We start from the raw sequence: 19,417 nt of genomic DNA on the forward strand, positions 1-19,417 counted from the left end.
CGAGAGGACAGCGCAGATGTGTGAAGATGGGTGGCTGAATTTATCAGTGATTCCCTAGAAGCAGATCTCGCACCAGGGAGAGCGCCGCTTCTGTCGACTGACGCTTGACCTCCGTGCGCACGCCATCGAAAATATGACGTTCCACGTGCACCGCCCCCGCCGTGGCGACGGCGATATAGACAAGCCCCACGGGCTTCTCTGCCGTCGCGCCGCCCGGCCCCGCGATGCCCGTGATGCCGACGCCGATATCGGCGGGAATCGCACGACGCACGCCCTCCGCCATCTCTCGCGCCGTCTCCTCGGACACGGCGCCAAACGCCTTGAGCGTCGCCTCGTGCACGCCGACGAGCGAAGCCTTGACCTCGTTTGTATAGGAGACGACTGCTCCCATGACATAGGCGGAACTTCCCGCGACATCGGTCAGGCGGCTCGTCAGAAGACCGCCCGTACACGACTCGGCACAGGCAATCGTTCTGCCGCACTCACGCAGCAGTCGTCCGACAAGCGCCTCCAACGACTCCCTTTCCTCGGCCATACCTATACACCCTTCCAAAATCCTGCCGCCTTTCGTTTCCTAAGCGCCGCCGCCCGTACATCGTACAAACCGTATCCTCACTCGACAAGCTCACCGACCGCATCGTAGGTGAATCCCTGCACGATGCGCACGCGCACGATGTCGCCCGGCCGGCTCGCCGCATCGCCTTCGATGAAGATCTGTCCATCGACGCCCGGCGCTTCGCGATAGGAGCGCCCAAAGGCAAGATTCGGCTGCTCCTCGTCGCGTCCTTCGACGAGCACGTCAAGCTCCTTGCCCTCAAGCCCTTGGTTCAGCTCCTCCGAAATCTTACACTGCACGCTCATGAGATCATGGTAGCGCTCCTGCACGATATCCTCGGGCACTTGGCGCGGCATGGAAGCGGCTGGCGTACCCTCCTCCTGCGAGTAGGTGAAGATCCCCACTTTCTCGAAACGCTGCTCAATGAGGAAGCGGCGCAGCGTCTGGTACTGCGCATCCGTCTCGCCTGGAAACCCTACAATGAAGGTCGAGCGAACAGCGACGTTCGGTATGCGCGCGCGAATCTTTTCGAGAAGCGTCACGACCTCCTCCTGCGTATCGGGGCGGCGCATCGACTTCAAAATCGAATTGTGCGCATGCTGCAGCGGCAAGTCGACGTACTTGCAGATCTTCGGCTCCTGCGCAATCGTCGTGATGAGTTCATCGGTGAAATTCTTCGGATAGCAGTAGAGCACACGCAGCCACTCGACCTTCTCGATTTTCACAAGCTCCTGCAAGAGACGCGCCAAAGACGGCTCGCCGTAGATGTCCTTGCCGTAATATGTCGAATCCTGCGCAACGAGTATGATCTCCCGGACGCCCTCGGCGGCAAGGCGTGTGACCTCGCGCTTGATGTCATCCATCGGTCGGCTGCGAAAGCGTCCGCGAATCAGCGGAATGGCACAGAAAGCGCAGCGATGGTCGCAGCCCTCGGCAATCTTCACATAAGCCGTATAGACAGGCGTCGTCAGAATACGCGGCGTCTTCGCATCGTAGACAATCTCATTCTCTCCTGCCAAGACGATGCGGTTGCCCGCCAGAGTCTCACGCACCGCCTCCATGATACGGTTCCATGCACCCGTGCCGATGATGGCGTCGGCCTCGGGCATGTCGTCCAAAAGCTCCTGATGATAGCGTTCCCCGAGACAGCCTGCGACGATGAGCGAACGACAGCAGCCCGTTTCCTTGTACTCCGCCATATTGAGCACCGTCGTGATGGATTCCTCCTTCGCCGACTGGATGAAAGCGCATGTATTGACGATGATGATCTCCGCTTCTGCCGGATCGGGCGTAAGCTCGATGCCGTTGTCCTGCAAGATGCCGAGCATGACTTCCGTATCGACGAGATTCTTGGCGCAGCCGAGGCTGATGAATCCTGCTTTCAAAAAATTTCCTCCTCAAGGTATATTCAAGGTATATCAAGCATAAGGGGAGGAATCCAAGGATTCCTCCCACCATCATCTTTTACTGCAGCCGCACTTCCTTCACCCAACGATCCAAGAGATCGTGACGCTGGCTCGGGCTGAAATCCTGCGGCCTGGAAAAGAGCACGACGTCTTTCCCTGGAAAAGACTTATAGGCAATCGTCACAGGATTGAGCGGCACGAAGAAGAACTCCCGGCTCTGCAGGGTGAGCTGCGCTTCATCGCTCAGCAGCCACTCCGCAAAGGCCTCCGCCTGCTCCTCGTTCTTTGCTCCCTCGACCAGTCCCACACCCGTCAGCGTGTACGCCGTGCCGTCCTCGGGGTAGATGATCTGCAAGGGATAGCCCTGATGGATGTAGCGCATGACCTCGCTCTGCACGGCGACGGAAATGTCGACCTCGCCCATGCCCGCCATGCGGACAGGCGTCGAAAGGTATTTGGAATACTGCACGACCTTGGGCTGTATGCCGCGCAGGATGTCATACGTCGCCGCATCGCCGAACTGCGACATCATGGAGAAGAAGAGATTCGCTGACGCATCCGCCGCAAAAAAGTCGGTAATGCCGACGCGCATCCCCTGCATCGTGGCAAGTTCCGTCCACGTATTGGGCACGCGCGGCACAGTACGCACATAGTCGCGGTTGGCACAGAATACGACGGGATCGTACCAGATGCCCGTCCACGCAGCAGACGCATCCTTGAAGGACGCGCTGACCGAGTCCGTGCTCTCCGAAACGTACGGCTGCAGAGCACCGTCTGCCGCCGCCTTCTCCAATGTCGCACGATCAGCGAGCACGAGATCCGCCCCGTCCTTGCCGATCGCGGCATCCTGGTGCAGCTTCTGCAAAACCTCGGCCGAACTTACGGGAACGAAGTTCACCTGCACGCGCTTTGCCTTCTCGTATCCTTCAGCAAGGATTCCCGCATGCTCGGGCGGCAAGGTCGTATATACCGTGACAGACTGCTGAGGCCGCTCCCGCCGCGTCCTGTCCGCATGCCCCGCCAAATTGTCCGAAATCGTCGCGATCAAAAGAACCAGCATGAACGCCACGAGGAGCAGGGATGTATATCGTCGCATCGCTTTCCCTCCTTGGTTCTTATCGAAGCGCCGACAGCTTCAGCGCTTCCTTGAAAGTATATCATTGGGTACATTATACATAAAATGCCGCACTTATACAACTGTCTATACATGCCAGCATATATATGCTATCATGTATATGTTAGCATATACGTGATATTCTTATTAAAGGAGCGGATATATATGACTGTGACTGTACATCTAAATCCTCGCGATGCCCGTCTTTTCAAAAAACATGCCGCTCGATCCGGCATGACCTTATCTGATTTCGCCGCAAAAGCCATGCGTGAACGTATAGAAGATGAACTTGACCGACAAGCATACGAAGAGGCGATGAAAGAATTTCGTGCCAATCCCGTTACCTATACGCTGGATGAAGTCGAAAAGGAGCTCGGACTTTCGTGAATTATCGTGTCGTTTTCACTGCACAAGCAAAAAAATCACTGAAAAAGTTCGATCGTCATATATCTGCCAAGATTACCTCGTGGATTCGACACAACCTTGAAGGATGCAGCAATCCGCGCCTGCACGGCAAAGCTCTATCTGCAAATCGAAGCGGACAATGGCGCTACCGCATTGAAGACTATCGTTTGATTGCAGAAATTCAAGACGATAAAATCATCATACTAATCGTATCCATCGGTCATCGTCGTGATGTTTATGATTGAAATTCTATTCCAGATGTACTCAAAGAGGGTTCAGAACACCTGCCAGGTGCTCCGAACCCTCTTTAGTTTATGCCGACCGATTTCAAACGCCGTATTCTTTCGCCAGCTTCTCAAAGAGCGGCAGAGAGCGTTCGATCGTCTGCTCCTTGATGCAGTAGGACGCGCGGAAGTGTCCGGGGCAGCCGAAGTCCGTGCCGGGGACGAGCAGAAGGTCGTACTTCTTGGCGCGCTCGCAGAAGGCATAGTCGTCCGCCTCCAACGACCGCGGGAAGAGGTAGAACGCGCCCTGCGGCTTGACACACGAGAAGCCCGCGCGCACGAGTCCCTCGTAGAGCATCGTGCCGTTTTTCTCGTACGGCGTTATATCCGAGGACAGCCTCGCGCAGCGCGCGACGACGAACTGCCACAAAGATGGCGCATTCACATGCGTGAGGACGCGCGCCGCACCTGCGACAGCGCCGTAGACACTCGAAAAATCCGCGACCTCATCAGGCACGACGATGTAGCCTATGCGCTCTCCTGCAAGCGAGAAGGACTTGCTGTACGAATAGCAGACGAGCGTATTCTCGTAATACTTCGTGATGTACGGCACCTCGCAACCGTAAGCGATCTCGCGGTACGGCTCATCGGAAATGAGGAAGATCGGATGATCGTATTCCTGCTGCTTCTTGCGAAGGAGTGCGGCAAGTTCTTTGATCGTCTTCTCAGAGTATACGGCGCCGCTCGGATTGTTCGGCGAATTGACAATGACGCCCTTCGTCCTGGGCGAAAGACGCTCCTCCAAGGCGACGAAGTCGATCTGAAAATCCTCCGTCTTGGCGGGCACGACGCGAAGATTCGCGCCGACGGACTCGACAAAGCAGCGATACTCGGGAAAGAACGGCGCAAAGGCGATGAACTCGTCGCCCTCCTCGGCGAGCGCCTTGAAGCACACGGTGATCGCCGCCGCCGCGCCCGCCGTCATGAAGAGGTTCCTGCCCGAAAAGTGCGTGCCGAAGCGCTCGTTGATACTCGCGGCAAGCGTTTCGCGCACGGCGGGATTGCCCGGCGCAATGGTGTAGCCGTGCACCGCCTGCGGCTCCATCTCCGTCATGATTGCAAGAACCGCCTGCTTGATGAAATCGGGCGCAGGGACATTGGGATTGCCGAGGCTGAAATCGCAGATGTTTTCCTCCCCCACCTCCTGCGCTCGCTTCCTGCCGTACTCAAAGATCTCGCGGATCGTCGACTTCTTCGTGCCGAGTTCCCGCATCTTTTCCGATACCATTATGCCAAACCCTCTTCATTCTCACAGAAATAACGCATGCTCGTCTTCTTCCACTCCTTGACGGAGTAGAGCATGACGCGCTCACTGAGACCGCACTCTGCCGCGAGCGCAGCGGCAATCTCTTCGCACTCGGCGCGACTCCTCGCATGAATCATCGTATAGACGTTGTACGGCCAATCTTCCGCCGTATCGCGGTCGTAGCAATGCGATACCGCAGGGCTTTCGCACATACATCGCGCGATCTCGTCCATGCGCTCGGGCGGCACAACCCATGCGCTCAGAACGTTTGCCGTGAAGCCCGCCGCGCGATGCTGAAGCACGGCTCCCATCTTGCGTATCTGTCCGTTTTCCTTGAAACGGCTCAGACGGAGCAGAAGCTCTTCCTCTCCGATGCCCACCTTAGCGGCGATCTCCTTGTACGGTTCTTCCACAAGCGGGAAATCCCCCTGCATAGCCCGCGTGATCTTCCTGTCGATTTCATCGAGCATTTCCATCGTGACGCCCCCCTATCCGAGCTTGAACTGCACGTTGACCTTGTACTTCTTGTGCGAGGCAAGGTTCAACAGAGCCTCGACCCCGGGAAGTGCTCGAATCTCCGCGAGAATCCTGCGGCGCATTTCCTCGTTCGGCGTGAGCAGCGTGAACCAAAGGTTGTACCTGCCCTCGCGCTCGTAGTTGTGCGTCACACCCACATGGCGATTCACGGCCTCCGCCACGCTTTTCATCGCCTCGGGCTTCACGCGAAGCGCCACGAGCGTGCCGCGGTAGCCCATCTTCGCCGAGTCGAAAAACGGCCCGATGCGGCGCAGATACCCTTGCTCCTTGAGTTCCTTCACGCGCGAAAGAACGGTCTTCTCGTCCGACTCCAAGCCTTGCGCCAAGTCAGCAAAAGGCCGGCTGCTGATGGGCAAGCCGGCCTGCAAGACGTTGAGGAGCTTCTTGTCAAAAGCTGTCAACATATTTTCACCCTCATTTTCTCTGGGGAATTTCTGGCAATACACCCTTCCTTCATTCTATCAGAACGTTCGCTATCGCGTCAAGCAATTCTGAACGCCCTTCATTTTTTACCGAAGAATACGGCAGGATATCAAGCTCCGCGACGCCGAGCGCCCTTCGCATGGCAGCGATGCTCTTCTTCTGCTCGTTGCGGCTCAGCTTGTCCGCCTTCGTCGCTATGACGAGCACGGGCAGTCCCTTCGCCACCAGCCATTGGAACATCTCAATATCCGAAGCCATGGGTTCGTGGCGGATGTCCATAAGTTGGCAAACGAACTGCAAGTCCTCGCTTTGCAGCAGGTACGCCTCGATGAAACGCGACCAAATCTTGCGGTTCTTCTTCGCCGTGCGCGCGTAGCCGTAGCCCGGCAGATCAACGAGGTAGAAGTCGCACCGCTCGTCTTCCCCCTCGATCTTCGCGCCAAGCTCATAGAAGTTGATTGTCTGTGTCTTGCCGGGCTGTCCCGAGACGCGAGCGAGATTCTTCGTGCGTGCGAGCGAGTTGATGAGCGACGACTTGCCGACGTTCGAGCGTCCGATGAAGACGATCTCCCTGCGACGCACTTCGGGATACTGCTCCTTCTTTACGGCGGAAGCAATGTACTTGCCCTGCGTGATCGTGACCCTATCCGGCATGTGCGCCCCCCTTTTGCGGCACGAGCGCCTCAGCGAGAACCTCATCCATCGTTTCCACGGGAACGAAGGCGAGCTTTTCGCGCACCTCCTGCGGAATGTCTTCGATGTCGCGCTCATTCTCCTTCGGCAGCACGATGCGCGTCATGCCTTCGCGGTACGCCGCCAAGACCTTTTCTTTCAGCCCGCCGATGGCGAGCACGCGTCCGCGCAGCGTGATCTCCCCCGTCATGGCGACGTCACTTCTGACCTTTCGCCCCGTCAGTGCCGAAATCATCGCCGTCGCCATCGTGATGCCCGCCGACGGGCCGTCCTTCGGAATCGCGCCCTCAGGCAGATGGATGTGGATGTCGCGCTTCTCGTAGAAGTCGCCGTCAATGCCGAATTTCTCCTGCCGACTGCGAATGTAGGAAAGCCCCGCGCGCGCCGACTCCTGCATGACATCGCCGAGCTGACCCGTCAAGATCAGCTTGCCCTTGCCCGCGAGCACCGTGACCTCCGTCGGCAGGATGTCGCCGCCGACCTCCGTCCACGCCATGCCTGTCGCAACACCAACCTCGGGCTTCTTCTCCGCCTTCTTCCTGAGAAACTTCGGACGCTCCAAGAAGTCCCTAAGATTCTTCTTCGTCACGCGCACGGACTTCTTCTCGCCCTCGACGATGAGCCGTGCCGCCTTGCGGCATACATGGCCGATCGTGCGCTCAAGCTCGCGCACGCCCGATTCACGCGTGTACTCGACGATCATCTTCTCGATGACGCCTTCGCCAAATTGCAGGTCACGCGCCTTCAGGCCGTTCGCCGTGCGCTGGCGTCCGACGAGATAGCGCTTGGCGATCTCCAGCTTCTCCTGCTCGGTGTAGCTCGACAGCATGATGATCTCCATGCGGTCACGCAGGGCGCGCGGGATATTCGCGAGACTGTTCGCCGTGACGATCCAAAGAACCTCGGAAAGATCGAAGGGAAGCTCGACGTAATGATCGCTGAACGTCGTGTTCTGCGCGGGATCGAGCACTTCGAGGAGCGCCGCCGACGGATCGCCCTTGTAGTCCATGGCAATCTTGTCCACTTCATCGAGCAGGAATACGGGATTCTTCGTGCCCGCCTTGCGCAGCCCTTCCATGATGCGTCCCGGCATTGCACCGACGTAGGTGCGGCGATGTCCGCGAATCTCCGCCTCGTCACGAATGCCACCCAGAGACGCACGAACGAATTTCCTGCCCGTCGCCCGCGCCACGGAGCTTGCCAGAGATGTCTTGCCAACGCCCGGCGGACCTACGAGGCACAGGATCGGCGCATGCTGCTCCTTAGTGAGCTGGTGGACGGCGAGGTATTCGAGGATGCGCTCCTTGACCTTCTTGAGTCCATAGTGATCCTCATCCAAGACAGCTTCCGCCGCCTTGATGTCAATGTTGTCCTCCGAGAAAGTCATCCACGGAAGCTCAAGCAATGTCTCGATATAGGTGCGTATGACGCCCATCTCGGCGGACATGCTCGCCTGCCCCTCCATGCGGTGGATTTCCTTCTCGATCGTCTTCTGTACGTCCTCGGGATAGCCGCCTTCGGCGAGTTTCTTGCGGTACGCTTCGATATCCGCCGCCTTGTCGTCCTCGTCGCCCAGCTCCTTTTGAATCGCCTTGATCTGTTCGCGCAGGTAATAATCCTTCTGGATCTTTTCCATCTGTTTGCGCACGCGCATGCCAATCTTGCGCTCCATCTCAAGCACTTCAAGCTCACGTGCCAGAATCTTGTAGAGAAGCTCCATGCGATTCTTGATGTTGATCTGCTCAAGGAGCGCCTGCCTGTCCTCAACCTTGAGGCTCAAGTGGCTGGCGATGAGGTCGCCCAAGCGTCCCGCATCGTCGAGAATCGCCACGGAAACAAGCGTCTCGGCGGGAATCTTCTTGCTGAGTTTCACCCATTGCTCGAATTCATGCACGACGGCGCGTGTCAAAGCTTCCATCTCCATGGATTCCTCCACGACCTCGGCGTATTCGACGACCGTCACCTCGGCAAAGGTTTCCAGCTCTTCATACGCTTCGATTGCCGCACGCTTCTGCCCCTCGACGAGCACGCGCAAAGCGCCGCCCGGAAGCTTCAGCAATTGGCGCACCTCAGCGATCGTGCCGACGTCGTAGAGATCCTTTTCGCCCGGCTCATCAGTCTCGGCATTCTTCTGTGCCACAAGCAGGATCTGGCGATCGCGCACCATCGCTTCCTCCAAGGCTGCCACGGAGCGCTCCCTGCCAACGTCGAGATGGATGATCATGAATGGAAACACAATCATTCCACGCAGAGGCAGGAGCGGCAGCTTACGTATTTCCGACATAAACAATCCTCCTGAATATAGAAAAAAGGGGACGCTGCTTGCCGCAGCGCCCCCTTTCGATGCTCAAGCCGATGCTTCCTTGTCCGTGCCTTTCGTCTTCGCCTTCGCCTTGTCAATCGTCAGCACAGGATCCTTCTTGCCCGAAATGACCTCCTTCGTGACGCGACAGTGCGAAGCCCCGTCGACCGACGGCACCTCGTACATGACGTTTCGCATGATGCTCTCGATGATCGAGCGCAGACCTCGCGCCCCCGTCTTTCGCTTCAAGGCTTCCTTTGCAATCAGATGAAGCGCCTCTTCGTCGAAATCGAGCTTCACGCCGTCCATCTCCAAGAGCTTCTGATACTGCTTGACGAGCGCGTTCTTCGGCTCAGTCAGGATGCGTACGAGCGTATCTTCACCGAGCGCTTCGAGCGTCACAACGATCGGGAGTCTCCCGATGAACTCGGGAATCAGGCCGTTCTTCAGCAAATCCTCCGGCAGGATGTGGCGCAGCGTTTCCCCGATGTTGCGCTCCACCTTCGACTCGATTTCCGCGCCGAAGCCCATGTTCTTTTTGCCAAGACGCGCCTCGATGATCTTCTCGATGCCGTCGAATGCGCCGCCGCACAAGAACAGGATATTCGTCGTGTCGATCTGAATGAGTTCCTGGTGCGGATGCTTGCGCCCGCCCTGCGGCGGTACGGAAGCCACCGTTCCCTCCAAGATTTTGAGGAGCGCCTGCTGCACGCCCTCGCCCGAGACATCGCGCGTGATGGACGGATTCTCCGATTTGCGTGCGATCTTGTCGATCTCGTCGATGTAGATGATGCCTTTCTCCGCTTTCTCCACATCGTAGTCGGCCGCCTGTATGAGCTTTAAGAGGATATTCTCCACATCCTCGCCGACGTAGCCGGCTTCCGTCAAAGACGTCGCATCGGCGATGGCGAACGGTACGTTGAGGATCTTGGCGAGCGTCTGCGCCAAGAGCGTCTTGCCGCTGCCCGTCGGGCCGATCATGAGAATGTTCGACTTCTGCAGCTCGACCTCGTCTGCCTTGCCCTGCGTGCGATTGATTCGCTTGTAGTGGTTGTAGACGGCAACGGAAAGCGATTTCTTCGCTTCCTCCTGCCCAATCACGTATTGGTCGAGGATCTGGCGAATCTCCTTCGGTTTCGGCACATCCTTGAGTTCCACTTCGCTATCTTCACTGAACTCTTCCTCGATGATCTCGTTGCAAAGTTCGATGCATTCATCGCAGATGTAGACGCCCGGACCTGCCACAAGTTTTCTTACCTGTTCCTGCGACTTGCCGCAGAAGGAGCACTTGAGCTGACCCTTTTCATCCCCAAACTTCAACATGATACCACCTCTTACTCCTTGGGCTTCTCGATTTTGACAGGACGCGTGATGACCTCGTCGATGAGACCGTATTCCTTCGCCTCCTCTGCCGTCATGAAATTGTCACGCTCCGTGTCGGCGATAAGCTTTTCACGCGGCTGCCCCGTGTGCTTGGCAAGGATGTCGTTGCCGACTTCCCTGAGGCGCAGAATCTCCTTCGCCTGAATCTGGATATCCGTCGACTGTCCCTGTGCACCGCCCAAAGGCTGATGAATCATGATGCGTGCCAGAGGAAGCGCGTAGCGCTTGCCCTTCGCGCCCGCCGTCAGGAGCAAAGAGCCCATGCTCGCCGCCTGCCCGATGCAGATCGTCGACACGTCGGGGCGGATGTACTGCATCGTGTCGTAGATGGCAAGGCCTGCCGTCACGACGCCGCCCGGGCTGTTGATGTAAAGGTGGATGTCCTTATCGGGATCTTCCGACTCAAGGAAGAGGAGCTGCGCGACGACAACATTCGCGACATTGTCATCGATCGGCCCGCCGACGAAGACGATGCGATCCTTCAAGAGGCGCGAATAAATATCGTAGGCGCGCTCTCCTCGGTTCGACCGCTCGACCACCATGGGAACATAACTGTTCATATAGCTGTTCATGCAATCACTCCATATATGACGACGTCAACGACCGTGAAAGAACGTGACATCACTTCGCGGCGTTGTCCAAGATGAACTGCGACGTCTTCTTTCTGAGAACCGTCGTGATGAGATCGCCGATGCGACCTTGCTCCTTGACGACCTTCCGGACCTGCGCCGGCGTCGCGCCGTAGGTCAGCGCCATCGCCGCAACCTCGTCGTCGAGATCCTTGCCTTCGACCTTGATGTCTTCGGCCTTCGCCACAGCTTCCAGCATGAGGTCGGTCTTGACGTTTTCCTCAGCCGTCTTCTTGTACTGCTCGCGAATCTGGTTGAGGTCGGTGCCCGCGTACTGCAGGTACTGCTCAAGCTTCATGCCCTGCTGCTCCAGGCGCATCGCCATCTCCTGAATCATCATCGTCACGCGGTTCTCGATCATGACGGCAGGAATGTCGACCGTGATGTTCTCCGTCGCCTTCTCGATGACGGCGACCTTGTAGTCGTTATCTGCCTTCTGCTGCGCGGCATGCTCAAGGTTCTTGCGGATGTCGGCACGAAGCTCGTCGACCGTCTGGAACTTGCTGACCTTCTTGGCAAACTCATCGTCGAGTTCAGGCAGCTGGCGCTCCTTGATGCTGTGAATAGTGCACTCGAACTTTGCGGGCTTTCCTGCGAGATCCTTCGAGTGGTACTCCTCGGGGAACGTCACATTGACGTCGCGCGCCTCGCCGATCTTCGCACCGATGAGCTGATCCTCGAAGCCCGGGATGAAGCGGTTCGAGCCGATTTCGAGCGGATAGTCCTTGCCCTCGCCGCCTTCAAATGCCTCTCCGTCAACGAAGCCCTTGAAATCAAGCGTCACGAGGTCGCCGCTCTTGACCTCAGCGCCCTCGGCGGCATCGACCATCTGGCTGCGGCGACGACGCATGCTCTCAATTTCCTTGTCGATGTCCTCATCCGTGATCTCATCGACCTTCTTTTCAACCTGGATACCCTTGTACTCGCCGAGCGTTACCTCGGGCTTTGCCGTGAAGCGTGCCTTGAAGACGACATCCTTTCCCTCTTCCAGTGTCACGACCTCGATATCGGGGCGCGAAACGGGCGTCATGTCCTGCTCCTTCAGGGCATCGGCAAATGCCTTGTCCGCCACGGCGTCAAATGCCGTATCAAGAATCGCCTGCTTGCCGACGCGCTGCTCGATGATATGGCGCGGCGCCTTGCCCTTGCGGAAGCCCGGGATGCTCACGCGGTTCGCAAGATCCTTGCAAGCCTTCGCCTCAGCCTTCTTCAAGACCTCCGCTTCTACCTCTATTGTCAGCACGACCTCGTGGTTGTCCATCTTCTCTGCAGTAACCTTCATAGTATGAAATACCCTCCTAAATGTTCCTTCATCGATGGTTTCCAAGGGACAAAAGCAAGGGCATCCCCCTTGCAATCCCATTTTGCCATACTATTCATGATACCATACTCAAATGGGAAATACAAGCATTTCTCCCACGGATTATTCATTCGATGCTCGCGGTTTGCCGCGTGCAAAACCAACGAATCTCTGCTATAATGAAGCCGTCTTTTCTATTGTATCGAAGGAGGCTGTCCATGCTCAAGAATCCCATGAACATCGTCAAGCTCGTCGCCCTCTTTCTCTCGTGCGCTCTCCTCTATGCAATCCACCTTGCCAATCCGACCTTTTTTCCCGAACTCTGGCAGGTCTTAAGGAGCGGCGATCTCCTTGCGACGGCAGAATACATCCGCTCTTTCGGCTCTTGGGCGATGTTCTTCAGCTTCTGGCTCGTGTTCTTCGTCAATGCCATCGGCTTTCCGCCCGCCATCATCTTCTCCACGGCGAACACCCTGATCTTCGGCATTGTGCCGGGCATCGTCCTCTCCGTCATCGCCGAGACCGTCGGCGTCACGATCAGCTTCCTGCTGCTGCGCTTTCTCTTCCGCGCCTCGGCAGAACAGCTGATTGCCAAGCACCCGAGGCTCAAGAAGGTCGACGCCTACAGCGGCAAGAACGGCTTCACCGTCATGCTCATCGCACGCATGGTGCCTTATGTGCCGAGTGCGCTCTTGAACGCACTCGGCGCCCTGAGCGCCATCAGCCTTAGGGACTACGTCATCTCCTCCTTCGTCGGCAAATTTCCCTCGACCGCCATCGAGGCGATCATTGGGCACGACACCGTGCTCAAGAATCCCGACCCGACGCGCCTCGTTCTCGTATGCATCGCAGCCGTCCTCCTCGTCATCGGCGCCTGGTACTACGAGAAGCGCGTCGAGAAAAAGGCGGACGCCATGCAGAAAATCCTCGACGAACACGCAAAAATGCAAAAGAACAAGGGACTGCGACAAAATGCGAAATCCTGATGCATGGAAGTCACTTCTTCGTTGCACGCGAATGATTCTGTTCTTAATTCCGCTTTACTGCGCGGCATAAGAACACCCCATATAATCATTTGTAAATAAATTGACAGCGAAAGTCCAAGAAGCCAAGTCCGAAGGGTGCAGACTAATTGGCAAATTTTTATTAAAGACGGCGATGACTGTCCACAAAGTGGACGTTTGTGCGTATAACTTATCGCAGAAGGGGCTCCGCAGACTCTTTCGAGTCTGTGGAGGAGCCCCTTTGTTATTTAGAACCGTGCCATTTAACCTCTTCTTCACTTCCCCTCTCCTATTTGAAGAAGATCGATTTACCGATGAATTCGCGCAGGAGCGAATTGTTCGGAATGTCGTATTCCTCCGTGATGTCAGAAAAGCAACGGCAGAAATCGAGCAAGCGGTTCGCCTTGGTGTACTCAGGCACATCACGCGGCACCATCTCAAGAAGCGGCACGGCGTAGCGCTTCAATACAGCAAGCTCATAAATCAGAGCCGAATTGAACATCGCATCCGCCTCCTCTTGAAATGGAAAGATGTTCTTCTCCTCCCCCGCACGCACATCAGGCCACTGACGCAAAGTCTTCAAGGCATAGGCGCCACGGAACTGATAGTCGCGCACCATGCGACGCAGAAGCCGTGCATCTGTCGTCGGTATGCGGTTGTGCGCGTCGATATTGAGCTGCGTCAAAGCGCTGATGTAGATTTTAAACTTCTTGCCTCGCGGCACAGAGGCGGTCAATGCCTCGTTGAGGCCATGGATGCCCTCGACGATCAACGGCGATGTCGGCGCGATGGAAAGATGCTCCGATCCCACCTCGCGTTTCCCCGTGAGGAAGTTGTAATGCGGCAGGATAACTTCCTCGCCATTCAGCAAGCGCACAAGATGGTCATTGAACAGCTCGACATCGAGTGCGCCGATATTTTCAAAGTCATACGCCCCGTCCTTCGTGCGCGGCGTATCCTCCCAGTTGCGGAAGTAGTCGTCAAGCGAGATGGAAACCGGCTCGATGCCGTTGACGCGAAGCTGGATGCGCAGGCGCTGAGCGAATGAGGTCTTGCCCGAAGACGACGGCCCCGCAATCAAGATGAGACGCAGTTCCTTGATGTTCGATGCAATATGATCGGCAATCTCGGCAATCTTCTTTTCGTGCAGAGCCTCCGATACATGGATGATGTCAGCCACCTCACCGCGACGGATATAACGGTTGAGATCAGATACATAGTCACAGTGCAGGACACTCGCCCAGCGCTCCGCCTCCATGAGGATGCTGCCGAACTTCGGTTGCTCCTTGAATGCAGGCACGATCTCAGGCGCGCTCGGTTCCGGCGTGCGCAGCAAAACGCCGCCCGGCATGGCATCGAGAGCGAACTTATCCAAAACGCCCGTCGCAGACACCATCGGGCCAAACAGATAGTCATAAAACTCGCCACAGTAGTAAAGGCTTGCCTTCTCTGTCTCAAGAGACATGACGAGATTCGCCTTTTCAATCTGCTCTGATTTCTTGAAGAGCTGCACGACTTCCTCTCTCTGCAGGCGCTTCTTGACGATCGGACGGTTCTCTGCAACAATCTCGCGTATGCGCTGCTCCAACTCAAGCACCACGCTCTCTGTCACATCGAACGGCGACTGTATGGCACAATAAAGCCCCTTGTGCGCTGTGAACTGTACGACGACCTCCGTCTCGGAATAAAGTTCCCGCACCGCCATGATGAGCAAGAATACCACAGATCGGCGATAGATGCGCCGTCCGAACTCGCTCCTCGTATCAACAAGCTCGATCGTATGAAAATCTCCGACAGGCGTCTGCAAATCGCGCAGCACATTATCCACACGCGCTGCCACGATAAGCGGCTCCCCTTTTTTCTGCACCTCCTGCGCAAGCTCCAACAGCGTCATTTCGGCAGGAATCTCCCGCCCCATTCCCTTCTCCCAGCGCATATCTCTTCCTCCTACCATCCTGTACAGTCAAACGACAAACTATAAGGGATTCCTATAAAAAGAAATGGCTGAAAAGCACGCCGAAAGCGTCCATTTCCAGCCATTGATAGCAACATAAGAATCCATGAGCAGTAATTTCCTAAAAAATCCAAAGAACAATCTGATATGCCAATGCCCCCATGACAGCCGTACACGGAATCGTCAGCACCCATGCCACGAGCATCTGCTGCGCAACTCCCCAACGCACGGCACGAATGCGCTTCGCCGTGCCAACGCCCATGATCGATCCGGAAACAACATGTGTCGTACTGACGGGCAGATGCAGAAGCGTCGCCGAAAAAATGACGATGGAAGAATTGAGATCGGCAGCGAAGCCGCTGATCGGCTCAAGCTTGAAGATCTTACCGCCAATCGTGCGGATGATGCGCCAGCCGCCGAGCGCCGTGCCGCACGCCATCGCCGCCGCGCATAGGAACTTCACATAATCGGGAACCTCAAAGCTCGACAGATAGCCGCCAGAAAGCAACGCCAGAGTGATGATACCCATCGACTTCTGCGCATCGTTCGAGCCATGTGAAAAAGCCATGGTCGCAGCCGAGAGAATCTGCATCTTTTTGAAGCGCCCATTGAGCGCCGACGGTGCGAAGCGGCCAAACAACAGAAAGAGCACTGTCATGACAATGAAGCCGGAAAAAATCGCCAAGAGCGGCGACGCGATCAACGACAGGACGATCTTGCCTATACCTATGAAATTCAATCCCGTGCTTCCCGTGGAAACGAGCACCGCACCGATAATACCGCCGACCAGCGCATGTGAAGAGCTGCTTGGCATCGCCACATACCAAGTGAAAAGATTCCAAACGATCGATCCCATGAGAGCTGCTATGATGATATGCTCATCAACCATCTCCGCACTCGCAACGATGTCGCCGCCAATCGTCTTTGCAACGCCCGTGCTATAAATCGCACCGAGGAAGTTTAAAGCAGCCGCCATGACGATGGCGTGCGCAGGCTTGATGGCACGCGTCGAGACGGACGTGGCAATGGCATTCGCCGTGTCGTGAAAACCATTGATGAAGTCAAACAGCAAGGCAAGCACGATAACCGTCAGTATAAGAAACTGCAGCTCATGCATACTTCATCACCACGCCGCGCACCATGTCCGCGACCTTCTCGCAATGATCGAGTGTATCCTCCAGATATTCCAGAAGATCCTTCCATTTGATGAGTTCGATGGGATCTTTGAGATTCTCAAAGAGATTGGCGACCTCATTGCGATAGACGCGATCCCCTTCGCTCTCCAAACTGCTGATGCGGTGCGTACACTTTAAGATCTCATTCTGGTTCTTTTTCACATGTTTCAAGAGCTTGAACGCCTTCATCATCTCCTCCGTACATTCGATGAGGAGTTTCGTGAGGGCGATCGCGCTGTCACGAACACCAGCGATATGATACATGACGACGCGCTGCAGCGTGCCCTGCAGGAAATCAACGCCATCGTCCAAGCCGTTGGCGAGCGCATAGATATCCTCACGATCGATCGGCGTGATGAATGTCTGGTTGAGCTTGTCAATAATCCTGTCATTGACGGCATCGGCCTCATGCTCAAGATCGATGATCTCGCGCATCTTCGCTTCCGCCTTGCTGTAGTCCTGCATGACCTCATCCATCATCACAGCGCATTTATGGAAATACTGGGCGCTTTCGAGGAACAAGTCGAAAAACTCCGAGTCCTTGTTCTTGAAATTAAACATCTGTTTCCTCCCAGAATACAGTAATCATCGACTCTTTTGCTATCACTATATCACTATTTTACGGATAGAGCAATATTTCATTTCTTTTTCTCTCTCGGCACAGGCAGTTCCTCATACATCGCACGCACCAACTCGCTCAAAAACGCCTTATCATCCAAACGATCCACCAACAGCATTTCCTTCGCCCCCTCATAAGGCAGTTCATACGCTGCATCCGGCATATGCACAACAGCTGCCTTGACCGGCTTCACAAGGAATTGATCATCGTAAATTCCTCCGAAGATTTTTTTCTTATAATATAGGATGTACTCGCCCATCATAGCACGATAAGAAATATCTTCCAAACCGGATAGCTGTTCCAATACGAACTCCAGATACTCTTTCGTCGATGCCATAAACATTCCTCCATCAACATTACTTCTCAATCATTCCACACTCAGCCCCACATCGTCCCTCAATTGTATGGCTTCTCCCACATGCTTCGCCTCGATCGTCGCCGCTCCGTCGAGATCGGCAATCGTGCGTGCGACCTTAATGATGCGGTCATACGAGCGTGCTGATAAATTCATGACTTGAAATGCCTGCGCCAAGAGATTCTGCGCCTCTGGCTCAAGATGGCACGTCTTTTTCAAAATCGCATGGCTCATCTGCGCGTTGCAGAATATGCCCCATTCCTGTAACCGCTCCATCTGAATCTCACGCGCAGCCAGGACACGCTCCCGAATCGCAGCCGAAGATTCCGCCTTCTCCACAGATGTCATATCCTCGTACTTGACGCGCGGCACATGGACATGAATGTCGATGCGGTCGAGCAGCGGCCCCGAAATCTTCCGCGTATAGCGCTTGATCTCATTCGGTGTGCAGTCGCAGCTCTTCTCCTTATCGCCAAAATAGCCGCACGGACAAGGATTCATTGCCACGACCAAAATGATACGAGAGGGAAATGTCAGCGTCGCATTAACACGTGCCACCGTCACAGCGCCATCCTCCAACGGCTGGCGCAGGACTTCCAGCGTCGACTTACCGAACTCCGGCAGCTCGTCGAGAAACAGCACGCCGTGATGCGAGAGCGTCACCTCGCCCGGACGCGGGATGCTGCCGCCGCCGATCATCGCCACCGTCGACGTCGTATGATGCGGACTGCGAAAAGGACGAGTCTCGACGAGACCGCTGCCGTCCTTCAAAAGCCCCGCGATGCTGTAGATCTTCGTCACCTCGAGCGCTTCCTGCCGCGTCATCGGCGGCAGAATCGACGGCAGGCGTCGCGCGAGCATCGTCTTGCCCGAGCCTGGAACGCCGACCATCAGAAGATTGTGCCCGCCTGCCGCCGCAATCTCAAGTGCACGCTTGGCGAAGAACTGCCCCTGCACATCGGCAAAGTCATCCGAAGGCACTTCTGTATCACAGGCCGCAGCAGGCATCGCTTCCAACGGAAGCAATTCCGCCTTGCCCAAGAGAAAATCGTACAGCTCGCGCAAGTTTTTCGGCGCATACACGCGGATGCCGTCGACGAGCAATGCCTCACTGCTGTTGCCGGGCGCGACGAAGATTTCACGAAAGCCATGTTCCTTCGCCCCGACCGTCATGGAGAGCACGCCGCGCACACTCCGAAGTTCCCCTTCCAAAGAAAGTTCCGCCGCAAACAAGGCACGCTCCATGCGCTCTGCTGGAATCAGCCCATACGCCGCCAAAAGCCCGACGGCGATCGGCAAATCGAGTCCCGAGCTGTCCTTTCGTATATCTGCAGGCGCAAGATTGATCGTCACCCGCGCAGGTTTGAGCTTCACGCCTGTATTCTTGATTGCCGTGCGCACACGCTCACGCGATTCCTTCACCGCCGTATCAAGAAGCCCGACAATGTCGAACGCAGGAAATCCATAAGAAACATCAACCTCGACATCGATGATCCTCCCATCGACCCCGAACGTCACCGCACCATACGATTTAGCAAACACAAAGCTGCACCTCTTTTTGATTGGAATGGTGTTTCTTTTGTTTACTATTTTTCTCCATTGATGAGACTTAATCCTGCTTTTGATGGAAAATTGCGGCGAATACCAAAATCCCACTTCTGTATTCTGCAAATATGATTAAGCGAGATGGACTGTCACCCGCTCCTTCGACTCCTTCAGCGACGTATCAGGAAGTTCCACCATCTCAGACCCCGGCAACCCCCGGCGACACATCCACTTCAACGTCGATAATCCGTCCGTCAATCCCGAGGGTCGTTGCACCATAAGTCTTTGCAAACAACGGCCTTCCCTTCCACGTTTCAAATATAAGAAAACTATAGCACAGGATAGGGGAAGATGGCTAATGATTCTTTACAAAAGAAAAAGAGATTCCAAACGCTAGGTAGAGCGAATGGAATCTCTTTTGTGTGTAGAATTTACCGTATGACAGGAATTAAGCTCCGACTGTTGCGGCTTTATATTCAACCGACGC

Annotated in this window: 19 protein-coding genes and 1 pseudogene; 3 read left to right on the plus strand and 17 right to left on the minus strand. The window is 55.8% G+C overall.

The genetic code is table 11. The features are described from left to right. Nucleotides 1-43 precede the first annotated feature (43 nt). From QZ177_RS09950 to QZ177_RS09960, 3 genes are all read right to left on the minus strand, one after another. A complete protein-coding gene (locus tag QZ177_RS09950; RefSeq protein WP_294177276.1) occupies nucleotides 44-535 on the minus strand; it encodes a nicotinamide-nucleotide amidohydrolase family protein in 492 nt (163 codons plus the stop codon). A 77-nt stretch (nucleotides 536-612) separates the two neighbouring features. After that, nucleotides 613-1,941 (minus strand): 30S ribosomal protein S12 methylthiotransferase RimO, encoded by a 1,329-nt coding sequence (gene rimO, locus QZ177_RS09955; RefSeq protein ID WP_294177277.1) that lies wholly within the window; start codon nucleotides 1,939-1,941, stop codon nucleotides 613-615. A gap of 79 nt (nucleotides 1,942-2,020) precedes the next feature. Then, on the minus strand, nucleotides 2,021-3,058 hold the full coding sequence (locus tag QZ177_RS09960) for an extracellular solute-binding protein (RefSeq protein ID WP_294177279.1): 1,038 nt from the start codon (nucleotides 3,056-3,058) through the stop codon (nucleotides 2,021-2,023). Nucleotides 3,059-3,241: 183 nt separating this feature from the next. Here QZ177_RS09960 and relB point away from each other — a divergent pair, with 183 nt between their 5' ends. Continuing rightward, on the plus strand, nucleotides 3,242-3,463 hold the full coding sequence (gene relB, locus QZ177_RS09965) for a type II toxin-antitoxin system RelB family antitoxin (RefSeq protein WP_037370060.1): 222 nt from the start codon (nucleotides 3,242-3,244) through the stop codon (nucleotides 3,461-3,463). Continuing rightward, entirely contained in the window at nucleotides 3,460-3,726 is a 267-nt protein-coding gene (locus tag QZ177_RS09970) for a type II toxin-antitoxin system RelE/ParE family toxin (protein ID WP_009646030.1), read from the plus strand. Before relB ends, QZ177_RS09970 begins: the two co-directional genes overlap by 4 nt. Nucleotides 3,727-3,808: 82 nt before the next feature. Here the strand turns inward: QZ177_RS09970 and QZ177_RS09975 are convergent, their stop codons facing one another. The 8 genes from QZ177_RS09975 to tig form a co-directional block, all read right to left on the minus strand. Further along, on the minus strand, nucleotides 3,809-4,993 hold the full coding sequence (locus QZ177_RS09975) for a pyridoxal phosphate-dependent aminotransferase (protein ID WP_294177285.1): 1,185 nt from the start codon (nucleotides 4,991-4,993) through the stop codon (nucleotides 3,809-3,811). After that, entirely contained in the window at nucleotides 4,993-5,487 is a 495-nt protein-coding gene (locus QZ177_RS09980; protein ID WP_294177287.1) for an AsnC family transcriptional regulator, read from the minus strand. The genes QZ177_RS09975 and QZ177_RS09980 overlap by 1 nt, the downstream gene beginning before the upstream one ends. A 12-nt stretch (nucleotides 5,488-5,499) precedes the next feature. Beyond that, complete coding sequence (locus tag QZ177_RS09985; RefSeq protein WP_264918767.1) at nucleotides 5,500-5,952, minus strand: Lrp/AsnC family transcriptional regulator; 453 nt, start codon at nucleotides 5,950-5,952, stop codon at nucleotides 5,500-5,502. A 49-nt stretch (nucleotides 5,953-6,001) separates the two neighbouring features. Continuing rightward, nucleotides 6,002-6,625, minus strand: a complete 624-nt coding sequence (yihA, locus tag QZ177_RS09990) for a ribosome biogenesis GTP-binding protein YihA/YsxC (RefSeq protein ID WP_006192124.1) — start codon at nucleotides 6,623-6,625, stop codon at nucleotides 6,002-6,004. After that, complete coding sequence (gene lon / locus QZ177_RS09995) at nucleotides 6,615-8,948, minus strand: endopeptidase La (protein ID WP_294177291.1); 2,334 nt, start codon at nucleotides 8,946-8,948, stop codon at nucleotides 6,615-6,617. Before lon ends, yihA begins: the two co-directional genes overlap by 11 nt. Nucleotides 8,949-9,011: 63 nt before the next feature. After that, on the minus strand, nucleotides 9,012-10,289 hold the full coding sequence (gene clpX / locus QZ177_RS10000) for an ATP-dependent Clp protease ATP-binding subunit ClpX (protein WP_294177293.1): 1,278 nt from the start codon (nucleotides 10,287-10,289) through the stop codon (nucleotides 9,012-9,014). Between the two features lie 11 nt (nucleotides 10,290-10,300). Then, nucleotides 10,301-10,909 carry an ATP-dependent Clp endopeptidase proteolytic subunit ClpP gene (clpP, locus tag QZ177_RS10005; RefSeq protein ID WP_174261621.1) on the minus strand — a complete coding sequence of 203 codons (609 nt, stop codon included), beginning with the start codon at nucleotides 10,907-10,909 and terminating at the stop codon, nucleotides 10,301-10,303. A 61-nt stretch (nucleotides 10,910-10,970) separates the two neighbouring features. Then, nucleotides 10,971-12,260 (minus strand): trigger factor, encoded by a 1,290-nt coding sequence (gene tig / locus QZ177_RS10010; protein WP_294177294.1) that lies wholly within the window; start codon nucleotides 12,258-12,260, stop codon nucleotides 10,971-10,973. A 236-nt stretch (nucleotides 12,261-12,496) separates the two neighbouring features. On the opposite strand from tig, the gene QZ177_RS10015 reads away from it, so the two are divergent. Next, nucleotides 12,497-13,264, plus strand: a complete 768-nt coding sequence (locus QZ177_RS10015) for a TVP38/TMEM64 family protein (protein ID WP_294177296.1) — start codon at nucleotides 12,497-12,499, stop codon at nucleotides 13,262-13,264. 307 nt (nucleotides 13,265-13,571) lie between these two features. On the opposite strand, the gene QZ177_RS10020 is transcribed toward QZ177_RS10015, so the two are convergent. From QZ177_RS10020 to QZ177_RS10045, 6 genes and pseudogenes are all read right to left on the minus strand, one after another. After that, a complete protein-coding gene (locus QZ177_RS10020) occupies nucleotides 13,572-15,218 on the minus strand; it encodes a nucleoside kinase (protein ID WP_294177298.1) in 1,647 nt (548 codons plus the stop codon). A 139-nt stretch (nucleotides 15,219-15,357) separates the two neighbouring features. Beyond that, a complete protein-coding gene (locus tag QZ177_RS10025; protein WP_294177301.1) occupies nucleotides 15,358-16,353 on the minus strand; it encodes an inorganic phosphate transporter in 996 nt (331 codons plus the stop codon). Then, nucleotides 16,346-16,972, minus strand: a complete 627-nt coding sequence (locus tag QZ177_RS10030) for a DUF47 family protein (RefSeq protein WP_009646011.1) — start codon at nucleotides 16,970-16,972, stop codon at nucleotides 16,346-16,348. Before QZ177_RS10030 ends, QZ177_RS10025 begins: the two co-directional genes overlap by 8 nt. A gap of 77 nt (nucleotides 16,973-17,049) precedes the next feature. Then, complete coding sequence (locus QZ177_RS10035) at nucleotides 17,050-17,367, minus strand: TfoX/Sxy family protein (RefSeq protein WP_265071436.1); 318 nt, start codon at nucleotides 17,365-17,367, stop codon at nucleotides 17,050-17,052. Nucleotides 17,368-17,397: 30 nt separating this feature from the next. After that, nucleotides 17,398-18,927, minus strand: coding sequence for a YifB family Mg chelatase-like AAA ATPase (locus tag QZ177_RS10040; RefSeq protein ID WP_294177305.1), 1,530 nt, complete (start codon nucleotides 18,925-18,927; stop codon nucleotides 17,398-17,400). A gap of 162 nt (nucleotides 18,928-19,089) precedes the next feature. Continuing rightward, nucleotides 19,090-19,225 (minus strand): annotated as a pseudogene (locus tag QZ177_RS10045) (magnesium chelatase); the annotation flags it as partial. Between the last annotated feature and the right edge of the window lie 192 nt (nucleotides 19,226-19,417).

The sequence above is a fragment of the uncultured Selenomonas sp. genome (assembly GCA_905372355.1).
Lineage (GTDB): Bacteria > Bacillota > Negativicutes > Selenomonadales > Selenomonadaceae > Selenomonas.